Consider the following 14,044-nt stretch of genomic DNA (forward strand, 5'->3'; position numbering starts at 1 on the left):
GGGGCCCACCGGCCCCTTGGACGGCCGGATCTGCTCGGTAAGGTGTTCGCATGACTACCGGGGTGCGCCGCAGAATGGGTGTCGAGGAGCGGCGGCAGCAGTTGATCGGGGTCGCGCTCGACCTGTTCAGCCACCGCTCGCCAGACGACGTGTCCATCGACGAGATAGCAGCGGCCGCGGGCATCTCGCGCCCGCTGGTCTACCACTACTTCCCGGGAAAGCTCAGCCTGTACGAAGCGGCGCTCCAGCGAGCCGCCGACGACCTGGCCGACCGCTTCGTGGAACCGAGGGAAGGTCCGCTCGGCGCGCGCCTGCTGCGCGTGATGGGCCGCTTCCTCGACTTCGTGGACGGGCACGGCCCCGGCTTCTCCGCGCTGATGCGCGGCGGCCCCGCCGTCGGCTCGTCCACCACCAACGCGCTGATCGACTCGGTGCGGCAGGCCGCGTACGTCCAGATCCTCGCGCACCTGGACGTCACGGATCCGCCCGCCAGGCTCGAATTGGTGATCCGCTCCTGGATCTCGCTCGCCGAGTCCACGGCGCTCATCTGGCTCGACGGGCGCCGCATTCCGCGCGCCGAGCTCGAACTGCAACTGGTGCACGACTTCGCGGCGCTCTCCGCGGTGAGCGCCGCGTACGACGAGGAGATGGCCGCGATCCTGCGCCGCATCCTGGCCGCCGAGCCACCGGAAGGCCCGTTCACCGAGCTGATCACCCGCCTGATCGAACTGGTACCGCAGGAGCAGAGCAGTTGACCCACCGCCTGGCCGACGAAGAGGACATCCCCACCCTCGTCACCCTCTACGACGGTGCCGCGCGCTGGATGCTGAACCGGGGGATCGAGCAGTGGAAGCCGGGCGAGAAGGGCGCGGAGCACTTCCGCGGGCGGATCGCGTCGGACGAGGACGAGGTCTGGCTCGCGTACGACGGCGAGATCGTCACCGGGGCGTACGAGGTGTGGTGGGCGGACGAGCCCGCCTGGGGCGAACAACCACCCGTCGCGGGTTATGTGCACCGCCTGATGACCCGACGCGGCGCCCCGGCCGGAACGGGCCGCGCGATGCTGGAGCGCGCGGAACGGCGAATAGCCGATGCGGGCCGGGACCGCTGCCGCCTGGACTGCCTGTCGTCCAATCCGCGCCTGCGGGAGTACTACGAGGCGGCGGGGTACGTGGTGGTGGGGGAGCTGCCGGGGAAGGTGGCGGCGGACGGGAGCACGTACGGCGTGACGCTCCTGGAGAAGGACCTGAAGACCTGAAGACCTGAAGGACCTAAAGGCCCTGAAGACCTAAAGGGCCTGCGAGGTCCGGTCCCGTCCCGTCCGACGCCTGACGGCTGGAGCCTGATGGCTGACGGCTCAGCGCAGTGTCGACACCTTCTTGCCGTCCGCGAGCCGCCCGGTGAGCCCGGCGCGGGCGCCCCGCTCCAGGGGCGCGCTCAGGGTGTTGCCGGGAGTCTGCGACCCTCCCGCGGCCCCGACCGAGACGACGTCCTTGCTGCCGCCGCCCAGCAGGTACCAGGTACCGGCCCGGGACTTCCACCGCACTCCCGCGAGCACCGAAGGCTCTCGCCCTCCGCACGCCGCGGAGTCCTCCGCCTTCGCCGCCACGGCCGCCGCGCCCGCCGCCTGGAACTGCGCGAGTGCCCGGCCTCCGTCGCCCCGCCAGGTGTCGGCCCGGGTGCAGATCCAGGCCGCCGTGCCGTTCGCCTCGGGCAGCACCTGACGCGCGTACTGCCAGGAATTCACGGAGCGCACGCCGTTCGAGCGCGCGTCGGTGAGCGAGCAGGCCGTCGATGACCAGTTCGCGGCCGTGGCCTCACGAGGAGCCTGCGGGCGGCCCGCGGTGAGATGGGCGGGGACGAGTTCGCCGAGGTCGGTGGAGAGCCGGTTCACGCCCGTGTCGTCCCGCAGTTGCAGCGCGTCCCAGGACGTGCACGAGCGGGCCTGCGCCGGACTGGCGAACGGCTCAGTCACGCCCTCGCCGTCGCGCTTGAGCGCGTCGGCGTTCGCCTGCGGCTTCAGCAGATCACGTACGGCGACACCGTCCACCCAAGGCGCGGTCAGATAACGCACGTTGCCGTCGACACGGTTGACCACCACGGCGCCCGCCTCGGCGCTCGTCGCGCCGTCCACGCGCGCGAAGTCGAGTGCGGCTCCGCTGGTGCCGTCCTTGGGTTCGGCGTACCGCACGATGCGCAGTCCGTCGTAGAGGAGCACGACCCGCGCCGCGTCGACCTCGCCCGCGAAGAGCAGTTGCGCGGGCCCGGGAGGAGCGCCCGCCGCCGTGCCGGGCGTGGCGGAGACCTGCACCGACTCACCGGGGCGTGCCCATACGGCCAGGGCCCGCCGCAGCAGGGCGTCGTCACCGATGAGGGCGCCCCTGGCGGGCCACACGGAGAAGTCGGCACGGGCGGAGCTCTTCCACGTGCCGGCCGCGACCTTCGTCAGCTGACCGGGGTCGAGCGCGGCCTGCCCGGCCGGGTTCTTCGCGTAGGCGGGCGCGGCGGCACCGTCGGGCCCCCACCCGTCGCCCGGAAGCCCGAGCAGCGCCCCGCACACCAGGGTGGCCGCGAGCGCGACCCCGGCGGCCTTCATGTGCTGCCTGCGGCGCATCAGATCGGTGGGCCGCGCCTGTAGCGAGCAAGGGTCGAACTCGGGGGACTTGAGCAGGTCGAACGCCGCGTCCACGCTGTCCGACTCGGTCAGCGCGGCACCCGGCTCGTCGACTCCGACCGCGGCGAGCACCTTGAGTACGTCACTGTCGGGGAGCCGTTCGAGACCGCGCAGGACGTACGCGGCCCTGGCGGGGCCCGAGAGCGCCGCGAGCCGCTGATCCAGGGCGAGTTCGTCGGCTCCGCCCGAGCGGGGGAAGAGCCTCAGGCCCCACACCTGCGGCAGCAGCGGCGGCAACTGCGAGCGCTTGGGCCAGGCGCCGCGCCGGAGCGGCAGCCCGGCGTCGAGCGCGGTGCGCAGGACGCGCAGCCGTACGTAGGCGTACCCGGGGTCGCCGCCCCGCGCGTCCCCCGAACGCTGTAGCGGAATGGCCTCGTCATCGCTGGACCTGCGGCTGCGGGGGAGCGCACGCTGGGTCAGCGCGTGGGCGGTCAGAACCCTTCGGTTGCGCCCGAGGCTGGGCGGCAGGACCAGATAGGCGAGCCGCACCAGGCGTGGGTAGTGCTCTACGAGGGCGGCCTCGGCCTGCTCGACATCGACGGCACCGGAGAGATCCCGGGACGGGGAGGGGGACTTCACATTCGACGACACGTTCAGCAAAACGAGCGAATCGTCGGATGGTCACCTCTCGGTGAGCTGTCGCGCGTAGTTGCCCATGGACCGTTGATAGCGAGGCAGATGGGGAGCGAGGGCGCCGAGAACCAAGGCCAGACCTTCACGCTCACGTCCGAGACTGGCATAACAGAGGGCGAGGGTCGCGCGTACCGCGTCGTCCAGCTCGTCGTGCGGGCCTTCCAGTTCGGGCGTGAGAAGTGCTACGCCTTCTTCCGGCTTTCCGATGTTCCGCAGCGAGCTGGAGAGCTGGATGAGGGTGCGGCGCCGTCGATATCCGTCCAGACCTCGCTCCAGCGCCTCCTTGTACAGGGGCACGGCGCGGTCCGAGTGCCCCGTGGAGTCGAATGCGCAGGCTCGTTCGAAGGGGGCGAGGGGACTGCCGTCGGGCAACTCGGCGACGAGGGCGTCGATGACACTCCGGAACTCGCCGCCCCGTTCATCGTCGTACGTCTCGACCGTGGCCCACGCTTCAGCCAAACGCTGCTCCCACGCAATATTCATGGCCACACTTTCGCACGCCGTGACACCAGCTGGACAAGGCTTTTCCCTGGCAGGTGGCAGGTGGTCGGTGCTGGGGGCGCGGCGTGCCCCCAGCACCGGGGGACCGGACCGACGCACCCGCGGTCGGCAATGCTCGCGAGGGGGACGGCCCCGGACGAAGCCGCCCCGCACCGCCTGCACCCGCCACCGCCACCGCCTGCACCCGGCCCCGGCGCCCCGCGCCACCGCCTCAGCCGACCCCCCAGTCGCTGAACTCCACCGTGCCCCGCCCCCCGTCACCCCCGTTCGTCGCACTCATGAACAACCCCACATCCTGCGCCCCCGCGACCTTGGGCACGGACACACTCGCCACCACCCGCCAGTTGGCCCCGCCGTCCGTCGAGCACGACCCCGTCAGGACGTCCCCGGCCCGCCCGAGCCGCAGCAGCACCGGCGTCTTGATCCCCGTGATCCGCTTGTACGTGTCCAGCGTGCCGTCGCCGTTCGTGTCGTACGAGAGGACCACGCCGTTCGCCGGAGTGACCGCGAGGTCGACGAACCCCGGCGACCCCGCCACACCCATCGAGTTGCGCGCGATGATGCCCGCCCTGGCCCACGGCCCCGTGACCGTCTGGGTGTCGACCCGGACCGTCACCGAGACGCCGTCCCGCAGGGCGCCCTCGCGGTACAGCGCCCCGAACTCCGTCGTGCCCTTCCACAGGTCCGCACCCGCTCCGTTGATCGCGTAGCGGCCGTTCAACTCCCCGAAGACTGCGGCATTGTTGGTGTATTTTCTCCAGCCCGGGCCCACCGGGCCCGCCTCGAACAGCACGCCCTCGTGGACGGCCCGCACCCGCCGCTCGCCGGCGGGGCCGTACCGCACGGCGATCTCGTACGGGAGCGGACGCAGCGGATGGTCGAGCGGTGTTCCCGGAGCGCTCGCCTGCCAGGCCACCTTGCCCGTGCCCGCCGCGGCGACCCGCGGAAGGGAGACCGGGCCCGACGGCTCCGCGTCGATCCCGCTCAGCTCGAAGTCGACACGTCCCGTGGCCCGGAGCCCGTTGACGTTGCGGAAGACGGCCTCGACCCGTGCGTGCCCGCCGGGCGGGAGTGACGAGGGGGCGGCGACGACTTGGAGAGACCCCTGGTACGGCGCACGGGCCAGCACGTCCCGTACCCGTGAAGCCGTCCGGTAGGTGTCACCGATGCCGCGCAGGGGATAGTCCTTGCGCTCCCGGGTCCACGGCTCCTCCACCGCGAACCAGTCCACCTCGCGCGGCGCACGCCCCGCGGCAAGCGCGTCGGCCAGTTCGTCCAGCCACTTCTGCCACCGGGGGACATAGAAGTCGGCCATGAGACCGGCCCATTCGCGGTTGCCGTACTCGTGCAGGTTTCCGCCGTCGGACGTCGCCCGGCCGCCCCACGTCGTGATCAGGACCTTGGCGGTCCGCTCGAACTCCGCCCGCTCGGCGTCGTTCGTCCCCATCCGCCGCGCCGACTCGACCCAAGGGCCGAGCAGGAACGCCGCATTGGTGGCCGTCAACTCGTCCGAGAGCCGCATCAGCTTCAGCCACAGCGTGGACAGCGTGCGGAAGGTGTCCGCGTCCTTCTGCCGGTACGCGGCCCGAAGCTGCGGCAGCAGCTGCCGGCTCCGGTGCGCGAGCGCCTGGCGGGCCACGTCCACCACGTCGTACCGGTACGCGGCGCTGCCCCGCAGGGCGCCACGGACCCCGAGCAGTCCGGTCAGCGCCGCGTCGAAGCGGCCCGGGTCGTAGGTCAGCGCGCGCGGCGAGTACTCGGCGGCGCGGTTCGCCGCCAGGTCGGGGCGGGCCGCGAACAGCGAGTCGTGCGGGTCGCTCCGCTCGACGGCGGTGTGCTGATAGGCGGTGTCGTGCAGCGCCCGCCACGCGTGCAGGGCGTCGGTGTCGCGCCCGCCGTAGCGGAACCGGGCGTAGCCGTCGAACCAGACCGCCAGGTCGAGCTTCTCCTCCGTCCAGGCAAGCTCGGAGAAGAGCTCGAAGGTGGCCGGGTCCCGGTCCGTCGCCTCCGGCATGAACGCCGTGCCCACCAGGGCGCTGCCGCTCTTGTCCCGCCACGCGAAGAACTTCTCGTTCCAGATGTGGGCCCGGGCACCGATCGTCGTACGGCCGCCGAAGTTCGGAATGGTCCCGAACGTGTACGGCGTGCCGCCCCAGTCCTTCTCGCGGTCGGTGACGCTCTTGAACCGGTCGGAGACCCCGTCCACGATCAGCATCCGCCGCCGGTCGATCGCGTCGAGCAGCGCGGGCAGCGGGTTGGCCTCCCAGCCGAGGATCACCCAGGTCGCACCGGGGCGCGCCTTGCGCAGCGCCGCCTCGACCCCGCGCGCCGCGTCCGGCACCGGGACGTCCCCCGCGGTGCCGCCCTCGTGCAGCAGGTCCATCTTGAAGTTCTCGGCGGCCCCGAAGAGCTGCTCCTGGTGCTTGTAGAAGGACGCGGCGACCTTCCCGAAGGACGCGGTCCGCGGGTCGAGCCAGTCGGGTCTCTTGAACCCGTGCCAGGTGCCCTGCGGCACCACCTTCGCGTCCCCGCCGTTGCGTGCCACGAACCCGTCGGGGACGTGGCCGTAGTAGCCGGGGAGCACCGGCGCCATCCCGAGCGAGCGCAGCCGGTCCACGATTCTGCGCCCGAGGTCGGCCCGGTCCTTGATGACTTCGGGCGACAGCGGCCCCCCGTACCCCGACAGGTTCTGCAGCAGCCACCACGCCTGGTGCGAGGGCGCGGGCAGCCACGCGCGCGCCTCGGCGTCGCTGTAGCCGAAGTCCTGGAGCACCCGGTGGTAGACGGCCTCCGCCCCCGCGATCACCAGGACCTCGTTGCAGCCGTGCAGGGCGAGCACGTCGATCATGCGCTCCCAGTACGTCCAGTCGGCGTGCGGCGCGGTGTACCCGTCGTTCGTGTCGTTCAGGGCGAACCGGTGCGGAAGCGAGGTGGACCGCTGAAGCGGGCGCGAGGGCGCGGGCAGGCTGCGCGGCAGGTCGAGCTGGTCGCCGTTCCAGGCGATGTGGGCCCCGCAGACGTACTTCAGATACCAGTGGACCCCGGTGAGCAGCACGGCGGGCGTCGTACCCGACACCTCGATCCGCCCCGTCGTACCAGTGACCCGGAAACGGTCCGTGCCGCCCTTCGCGGGGACGAGTCTGAGACGGAACTGTTCCGCGTGATGCGGCAGGAGTCTGTTGAGTGCTGAGCGCGCGGAATCCGTATCGAAGGCGTAGGCGGGGCCCTGGACGGGCCCCTCGGCGGCGTGGGCCGGGACCGCGACCCCGCCGACGGCGGCAGCGAGGCCGATGGCCCCGGCTGTGCCGAGCACGGAACGTCGGGATGGATCGCTCATGTGTACCCCCTGGGTCGGATGGTGCGGCGCACGGTATCCGTGCGACGTCCTGCGCTCAACGGTGCATACGGAGATGGCGAGTTCACCTCGCCTGAAGGGACTGGTGGACGATGAAGGCAGCGCGAAGGACGCTTGGGGGCGTGAGCAGGGGCATGCGCGGACGCATGCGGGCGGGCCTGGGTGTGGGCATGGGTGTGGGACTGCTGATGATGCTCGTGGCGTGCGGCTCTGACGGCGACGACGCGCCGCCGGACACGGCGAGCGGCAGCCTGGAGCAGCTGGCGGCCAAGGCGCGGTGCACACCCGACATCCAGACGGACGCGGCCGAACTGCGGCAGGCCACCTGTGACAAAGGTGCCCGCCGCTACGTCCTAGTAACCTTTACAAATGCCCGTGGCCAGGCCGAATGGTTCGACGAAGCCACCGATTACGGCGGCACGTACCTCGTCGGAAAGAAGTGGATCGCGGTCGGCGAGGAGAACGTGGTCATGCGGCTGCGCGGCCGGCTCGGTGGGACGGTGGAGAAGTCCTCGCACCACTCGGGGAGTAGCGGTGGTGGGGATCACGAGGACGGAGGCCCGGGGCACTCGGGCCACTCCGGTCATCACACGAGCTGACCGCGCAGCGGTTCATGGGGGTTCAGCTTGCGCACTGAGCCGATCGGCTCGGCTCAGTCGCAACGCTCGATCGGAACACTCGGCCGGAACGCTCGGTCGCGGCACTCGGTCCCCTGCTCAGGTGCAGCGCTGACCGCTGTTGATGCACTTGGCCATGCGTTTCATCAGCTTTTCGTCGAACACGTTGATGAAGTCACCGTGATCGGTGACCGGTTTGTGCAGCTGCTCGGGGAACGAGTCGACGGCGAATCCCGGCCCCGGCGGCACGTCGTACACGATCCGCTGCACCAGCTGCGGAATGGCCTTGAACCCTTGCGGGCAGGCACCGCTTCCCTTGTCGGCGAACGCCACATGCGTGCGGTGGTTGGCGCTGTCGGTGTTCTGGCCGTCCCAGCAGCTCTGGAAGTTGAAGGTCCGTACGACCTTGCTGCCGTCGGGGCAGATCGGATACTTGTCCTTCAGCTGCCGGTTCTCGAAGCCGGTGCAGCTCCAGGACGCGTTGGCGTTCGCGTCACCATTGGTGAGGGCCTTGGCGTCACCGGTGATGATGCGCAGGAAGCGCGGCATCGCGACGACCTTGCCCGTCGGATTCCCGGCGAATTTCAGTGTGACCGAGGCCGGGGTCTGGATCTGGCCGACATTCTGGTCCTTGCCGCCGCCGTCCGCTCCGGCGTCGTTCTCGTCCTCTCCGTTCTGCAGCCGCAGGACAGGCCAGTAGTAGGTGGACTTGTCCCCCTGGTTTCGGCACGTGGTGGCGCCGTTCGCGAGATCGTCATCGCTGGAGAAGGCGTCCGTGGCCTGATTTCCGATGTAATCGTGCATATGGTGAGCGCCATTGCTCACGCCCGGCGCGGCGATGACATTGTCCGGATTGAACTTGCCGTTCTCGTTCTTCCCGCATTTCGTGGTGAAGGTGCCGCGCGACGCGCCGCGCTGTTGGCCGGGGCGGTTGACGTTGGGCTGGACGGACTTGATGTCGACGAAGTCGCCGGCCTCGGGGCCGTTGCCGTTCTGCTGGTCCGGCGGCTGCTCGGCACCGTCACCCGGTGGCTGCTGCCCACCGTCACCCCCGTCAGCGGGCGGCTGTTCGCCGCCGTTCCCGTCCTGGGGCGGCTGCTGTCCGCCGTTCCCGTCCGGAGGCTGCTGCCCGGCGTTGTCATCGGCCCGCATGGTGCACGGCGCCATGCCGTCGATCCCCCGGGGCGCCTTGCCTCCCGCCCGGCCGATCGACGAGCCGATGCCCTCGATGGTCGGCCGCCGCTGCTCCTCCAGGGGTCCTAGCACGGCCCGGGCCTGCCCGGTGTCCTTGGCCTTGGCGAACTTCTCGTACGCGGCGGTGATCTGGGTGTCCAGTTCCGCGAGCCGCCGGTCGACGTCCTCGCGGGCGCCGTCCGGCACGTCCGACAGCTGGGTGCCCACGTCCGGGCAGCTGATGGTCGCGAGGCCCATATTGCCGCCCTGCTCGCCGGACCGGGTTCTGGCGGACGGCGAATCGGAGCTCTGCCCGGCGTTCGCGTAGACATTCACCGCGACCATTCCGCCGCCGCCCAGAATGAGCGCCGCCGAGGCGGCGATGGCGCGCCCGGCGAGTTTTGATCGTTTTCGTGATGTGCGTCGTGGTGTGCGTCCCATGGGACTACGTACGCAACAGGTGTCGGCCCCGTTCAATCACGCGCGGAATTCACCCGGCGATTCCTCGGGTGATCTCCTCAGCGCCCTTGATCCAGATAGGCGAGTACGGCGAGAACCCGCCGGTTGTCGTCGTCCGAGACCGAGAGGTCCAGTTTCCCGAAGATGTTGGACGTGTGCTTGGCGATCGCCCGCTCCGTCACGACGAGCTCGCCCGCGATCGCCGCGTTCGACCGTCCCTGCGCCATGAGTTCGAGCACCTCGCGCTCGCGCGGCGTCAGTTTGCCGAGCGGCTGGTCCGCCGACCGCCGTGACAGGAGCTGCTGGATCACCTGCGGGTCCATCGCGGTGCCGCCCGACGCGACCCGGCGTACGGCGTCGATGAACTGGTCGGCGTCGAAGACCCGGTCCTTGAGGAGGTAGCCGACCCCGCCGTTCCCGTCGGCGAGCAGCTCGCGCGCGTACAACTGCTCCACGTGCTGGGAGAGCACGAGCACGGGAAGACCCGGCCGTTCCCGCCGCGCGGCGAGCGCGCACTGCAGTCCCTCGTCCGTGTGGGACGGCGGAAGCCGGACGTCGACAACGGCGACGTCCGGCTCCAACTCGGCCAGGGCCTTGGTGAGTTCGGGCCCGGTCTCGACTGCGGCGGCGATCTCGAAGTCGAATGCCTCCAGCATCCGGACCAGACCGTCACGCAGCAGGAAGAGATCTTCGGCTAGGACAACTCGCAAGGGATCTCCATGGTCACCATGGTCGGGCCGCCCGCGGGACTGCTGACGGCCAGTACGCCGTCGAATGTACCGAGTCGGCGTTCGATCCCGCTCAGCCCGGACCCCGCCCCGATGGACGCGCCGCCCTTGCCGTTGTCGGTGACCGCGACGCGCAGCATGCCGTCCGTGTGGTGGATGTCCACCCAGACGCGGTCGGCGCCCGCGTGCTTGATGGTGTTCGTCAGGGCCTCGCTCACCGCGAAGTACACCGCCGACTCCACCGGCTCGTCGGCCCGGCCGAACAGCTCCACGTCCACGTCCGTCTGTACCGGAAGCCGCAGCGCCAGGGCCTTCACCGCGTCGCCGAGGCCGCGCTCGGCGAGCACCGGCGGGTGGATCCCGCGGACCAGGTCGCGCAGCTCGGTCAGCGCCTCGCCGGAGTTCTGCCGGGCCTTGGCGATCATCTCCTTGGCCTTTTCCGGGTTCTTCTCGATCATCGCCTCGATGGTGCCGAGGTCCATGCCCATCGCGACCAGGCGGGCCTGCGCGCCGTCGTGCAGATCCCGCTCGATGCGGCGGAGTTCGGCGGCGGAGGAGTCCACGGCATCGTGCCGGGTCTCGGTCAACCGGTCGACGCGCCGGGTCAGTTCGCGCTCCCGCATGGAGGTGGTGGGCGCGAGGAACGTGCGGGTGAGGAGGAAGTGGGCGCGCAGGATGGAGGGGTTGGCGAAGACGCCGGTGATGCCGAGCGCGGTACCGAGCAGGGCCGCCATGTTGGCGTCGCCCTGCGAGGTGACGTGGATGAAGCCGTACCACTCGCCGCCGCCCGCGTTGTAGATCGGCTCCCAGACGCCGAGGGCGAGGACGTAGCCGTACACCATGTAGAGCAGCAGCGCGGGCGCGAAGATCACCGTGACGTAGCCCGCGGTCATGTCGACGAGCAGCCACTGGAGATCCCGCCAGGTCGCCGGGTCCTTCAGCATCAGCGAGGTGCGCTCCACCTGCCCGGTGACGCCACTGCGCAGGTCCGCGGGGAAGGGGCGGTAGGGACGCGGGATGTGGACGTCCGACCACGCGCCTGCCTGGGCGCGGCGCAGGTCGGCCCACTTGCGTACGCCGGTCAGGACGAGCGGAGTCGTGAAGACGCCGATGCCCAGCGTGATGAAGGAGATGGACAGGACCGACAGCACGAAGAGGGTGATCGAACCGGCGAGCATGGTGACCGACAGGAAGAGCCCCCGGGCTCCCGCGATCACGGATTCACGGACCCTCGTCATCTTCTGATCCCCATCTCTTCTTCGAGCTCTTCTTCGCGCTCTTCCGGCTTCTCCAGTGGCATGGACACATTCTCGCCGCTGGGATCGGCCCCGGTCATTGGGTCCGGCACCCGAGCAGGGGGTGTACCTGACGACACCCCCGTATGTCGCCCTGTGCTTCGGACAGTGGGGGCTTCGGCGGCTGGGTGGGCTGGCCCCGGATTTCTAGCGTTGTCCCCGTCAACCACCGGCTTATCCAACGCTTATCCATGGGGGCGAAAACGCCATGAGGCCAAACCTCGCGGCACGACTCGGTGTGTGGAGTGCCCACCACCGCAAGACGGCCATCCTCGGCTGGCTGCTCTTCGTCGTGCTCGCCACGACCATCGGCGGGGCCTCGGGCATGGTCACCGCGTCCGACGACGAGATGGGGGTCGGCGACTCGGGCCGGGCCGCGGCGATCCTCGAGGACGCGGGCGTCGAAGAGCCCGCGGGCGAGCTCGTCATGGTCAGTTCCAAGACGGCGGACGGCTGGCGGGACGCGGCGAGCGACCTCTCCAAGGCGCTGTCCGCGACCGGCGAGACGAGGAACATCCAGGCGCCGCTGCCCTCCAAGGACGGCAAGGACGCGCTCCTGCGCTTCCAGATGAAGGGCAAGTCCGACGAGGCGGCCGACCGCGTCCAGCCGGTGCTCGATGCGGTGCGGAAGGCGAAGGACAAGGGCGCCGAGGACGGTCTGGCCGTCTACCAGTTCGGCGACGCCAGCTCCGAGAAGCATCTCGGTGACCTGCTCTCGGACGACTTCACCAAGGCCGAGTTCACCGCGGTGCCACTGGCGCTCGGCATTCTCCTGGTCGCGTTCGGGGCCGTGGTCGCGGCGCTGCTCCCGGTCGGGCTCGCGCTGACCGCGTGCGTGGCGGCCTTCGGCCTGCTCTCGCTCGCCAGCCACCAGCTGCACCTCTTCGAGACGACGTACTCGGTGATGTTCCTGATGGGGCTCGCGGTCGGCGTCGACTACTGCCTCTTCTATCTGCGGCGCGAGCGGGACGAGCGGGCGGCTGGACATGACGCCGACACCGCGCTGCGGATCGCGGCGGCCACCAGCGGGCGTGCCGTCCTGGTCTCGGGCCTGACGGTGATGGTCGCGATGGCGGGCATGTTCCTGTCAGGGCTGCTGCTCTTCAAGGGATTCGCGGTCGCCACGATCCTGGTGGTGTGCGTGGCGATGCTGGGCTCGGTGACGGTGCTCCCTGCGCTGCTCTCCGCGCTCGGCGACCGGATCAACGCGGGGCGCATCCCCTTCCTCAGCCGCAAGGGAACGAAGGGGGAGCAGGGCAAGAAGGGCGCGCACGCCGGCGGAGGCATCGCGGGCAAGCTGCTCCACCCCGTTCTCGCCAGGCCGAAGTTCTTCGCCGTCGGCTCGGCGGTCCTGCTCCTCGCCCTCGCGGCGCCCGCGCTCGGCATGAAGACCGAACAGCTGGGCCTGGAGAAGCAGTTCGGCTCGGACGCCCCGCTCTCGGTCTCCTTCCGGGAGATCACCCAGGAGTTCCCGGGCGGCCCGGCGCCGGCTCAGATCGTCGTCAAGGCGGATGACGCGGCAGGCATCGAGTCGAAGGAGATGCGCGACGCGCTGGCGGCGGTGGTGCGGGACGCGGGCAAGGGTGCCGAACTCACCGTCCACAAGAGCGCGGGCGTGGCCGAGATCGACGTACCCCTGCCCGGCGACGGCAGCGACGCGCGGTCGAAGAAGGCGCTCGGCGGGCTCCGGGACGACGTGGTGCCCGCGGCCTTCGACGGTCTGGACGCGGACGCGTACGTCGGCGGGGACCTCGCGTCGTCCGAGGACTTCAGCGACCAGCTCAGCAAGGGCATCATCCCGGTGTTCGCCTTCATCGCGGCGGTGACGTTCCTGCTGATGCTCTTCAGCTTCCGCTCCGTGGTGATCGCGGTGACGTCCATCGCCCTCAACCTGCTCTCGGTGGGCGCGGCCTACGGTGTGATGACCGCGGTCTTCCAGCACGGCTGGGGCGCGGAGCTGATCGGCTCGGAGCAGGTGGGGGCGGTCGAGAACTGGATACCGCTGTTCGTCCTCGTGGTCCTCTTCGGCCTGTCGATGGACTACCACGTGTTCGTCGTCTCGCGGATCAGTGAGGCGCGGGACAGTGGCCTGGACAACCGCGCGGCGATCCGCGAGGGCATCACGCGGACCGCGGGTGCGGTGACGGGGGCGGCCGTGATCATGGTGGCGGTCTTCGGGGTCTTCGGCACCTTGTCCATGCAGGACATGCAGCAGATGGGCGTGGGCCTCGGCGTGGCGGTCCTGCTTGACGCGACGGTCGTACGGATGGTGCTCCTGCCGTCCCTGATGACGCTCCTGGGAGAGCGCAACTGGCGTACACCGAGCTGGCTTTCGTGGCTTCCTCGGGTCTCGCACGGGGAGCCTTCGGCACTTGAGCAGCCTGCCACCGGCCCGCCGGTTCCGTCGGCCACGGTGTAGGCGCGCTCTGTCAGGGGGGAGGGGGCGTGTGGTGATCCGAGGGCCCGGTGGGGGCCGGGCGCGCAGATCCCCGCGCCCCTGACGGGGCGGTGGGGCGGGAGGGGAGCCCATCCGCGTCGACCCCCCCCTCTTCCCCTCCCCGCCCCCCCACACTCCCCCTCCTCTCCCCGGGGCAGCCCACCCACCAAAG

General features: G+C 70.5%; 10 protein-coding genes. 4 read left to right on the forward strand and 6 right to left on the reverse strand.

The features are described from left to right. The first annotated feature begins 50 nt into the window (after nt 1-50). Together ACZ5CR_RS20645 and ACZ5CR_RS20650 are read left to right on the forward strand one after the other, a co-directional pair. Nucleotides 51-755 carry a TetR/AcrR family transcriptional regulator gene (locus ACZ5CR_RS20645; protein ID WP_468859428.1) on the forward strand — a complete coding sequence of 235 codons (705 nt, stop codon included), beginning with the start codon at nt 51-53 and terminating at the stop codon, nt 753-755. Then, nucleotides 752-1,258 (forward strand): GNAT family N-acetyltransferase, encoded by a 507-nt coding sequence (locus ACZ5CR_RS20650; RefSeq protein ID WP_468859430.1) that lies wholly within the window; start codon nt 752-754, stop codon nt 1,256-1,258. The genes ACZ5CR_RS20645 and ACZ5CR_RS20650 overlap by 4 nt, the downstream gene beginning before the upstream one ends. A gap of 99 nt (nt 1,259-1,357) precedes the next feature. Here ACZ5CR_RS20650 and ACZ5CR_RS20655 read toward each other — a convergent pair whose 3' ends face one another. The 3 genes from ACZ5CR_RS20655 to ACZ5CR_RS20665 form a co-directional block, all read right to left on the reverse strand. Next, nucleotides 1,358-3,265, reverse strand: coding sequence for a hypothetical protein (locus ACZ5CR_RS20655; RefSeq protein ID WP_468859432.1), 1,908 nt, complete (start codon nt 3,263-3,265; stop codon nt 1,358-1,360). Between the two features lie 30 nt (nt 3,266-3,295). Next, the gene (locus ACZ5CR_RS20660) at nt 3,296-3,790 is read right to left on the reverse strand and encodes a tetratricopeptide repeat protein (protein WP_468859434.1); all 495 of its coding nucleotides are present in this window, start codon (nt 3,788-3,790) and stop codon (nt 3,296-3,298) included. Between the two features lie 229 nt (nt 3,791-4,019). After that, nucleotides 4,020-7,145, reverse strand: coding sequence for an alpha-N-acetylglucosaminidase (locus tag ACZ5CR_RS20665; RefSeq protein WP_468859435.1), 3,126 nt, complete (start codon nt 7,143-7,145; stop codon nt 4,020-4,022). 164 nt (nt 7,146-7,309) lie between these two features. On the opposite strand from ACZ5CR_RS20665, the gene ACZ5CR_RS20670 reads away from it, so the two are divergent. Further along, entirely contained in the window at nt 7,310-7,762 is a 453-nt protein-coding gene (locus tag ACZ5CR_RS20670) for a hypothetical protein (RefSeq protein ID WP_468859606.1), read from the forward strand. 117 nt (nt 7,763-7,879) lie between these two features. On the opposite strand, the gene ACZ5CR_RS20675 is transcribed toward ACZ5CR_RS20670, so the two are convergent. The 3 genes from ACZ5CR_RS20675 to ACZ5CR_RS20685 all read right to left on the reverse strand — a co-directional run bounded on the left by ACZ5CR_RS20675 (nt 7,880) and on the right by ACZ5CR_RS20685 (nt 11,378). Continuing rightward, on the reverse strand, nt 7,880-9,394 hold the full coding sequence (locus ACZ5CR_RS20675; protein ID WP_468859437.1) for a DUF1996 domain-containing protein: 1,515 nt from the start codon (nt 9,392-9,394) through the stop codon (nt 7,880-7,882). 77 nt (nt 9,395-9,471) lie between these two features. After that, nucleotides 9,472-10,122, reverse strand: coding sequence for a LuxR C-terminal-related transcriptional regulator (locus tag ACZ5CR_RS20680; protein WP_468859439.1), 651 nt, complete (start codon nt 10,120-10,122; stop codon nt 9,472-9,474). Further along, nucleotides 10,107-11,378 carry a sensor histidine kinase gene (locus ACZ5CR_RS20685; protein WP_468859441.1) on the reverse strand — a complete coding sequence of 424 codons (1,272 nt, stop codon included), beginning with the start codon at nt 11,376-11,378 and terminating at the stop codon, nt 10,107-10,109. Before ACZ5CR_RS20685 ends, ACZ5CR_RS20680 begins: the two co-directional genes overlap by 16 nt. A 265-nt stretch (nt 11,379-11,643) precedes the next feature. On the opposite strand from ACZ5CR_RS20685, the gene ACZ5CR_RS20690 reads away from it, so the two are divergent. Then, nucleotides 11,644-13,854 (forward strand): MMPL family transporter, encoded by a 2,211-nt coding sequence (locus ACZ5CR_RS20690; protein ID WP_468859443.1) that lies wholly within the window; start codon nt 11,644-11,646, stop codon nt 13,852-13,854. The last annotated feature ends 190 nt before the right edge of the window (nt 13,855-14,044 follow it).

The sequence above is a fragment of the Streptomyces sp. NPDC031274 genome (genome assembly GCF_055570235.1).

Bases quoted from the DNA above. Each gene is read 5' to 3' on its own strand.
- ACZ5CR_RS20685 (WP_468859441.1), bottom strand. From the start codon at position 11,378: ATGACGAGGGTCCGTGAATCCGTGATCGCGGGAGCCCGGGGGCTCTTC.
- ACZ5CR_RS20660 (WP_468859434.1), bottom strand. From the start codon at position 3,790: ATGAATATTGCGTGGGAGCAGCGTTTGGCTGAAGCGTGGGCCACGGTC.
- ACZ5CR_RS20690 (WP_468859443.1), top strand. From the start codon at position 11,644: ATGAGGCCAAACCTCGCGGCACGACTCGGTGTGTGGAGTGCCCACCAC.
- ACZ5CR_RS20675 (WP_468859437.1), bottom strand. From the start codon at position 9,394: ATGGGACGCACACCACGACGCACATCACGAAAACGATCAAAACTCGCC.
- ACZ5CR_RS20665 (WP_468859435.1), bottom strand. From the start codon at position 7,145: ATGAGCGATCCATCCCGACGTTCCGTGCTCGGCACAGCCGGGGCCATC.
- ACZ5CR_RS20645 (WP_468859428.1), top strand. From the start codon at position 51: ATGACTACCGGGGTGCGCCGCAGAATGGGTGTCGAGGAGCGGCGGCAG.
- ACZ5CR_RS20670 (WP_468859606.1), top strand. From the start codon at position 7,310: ATGCGGGCGGGCCTGGGTGTGGGCATGGGTGTGGGACTGCTGATGATG.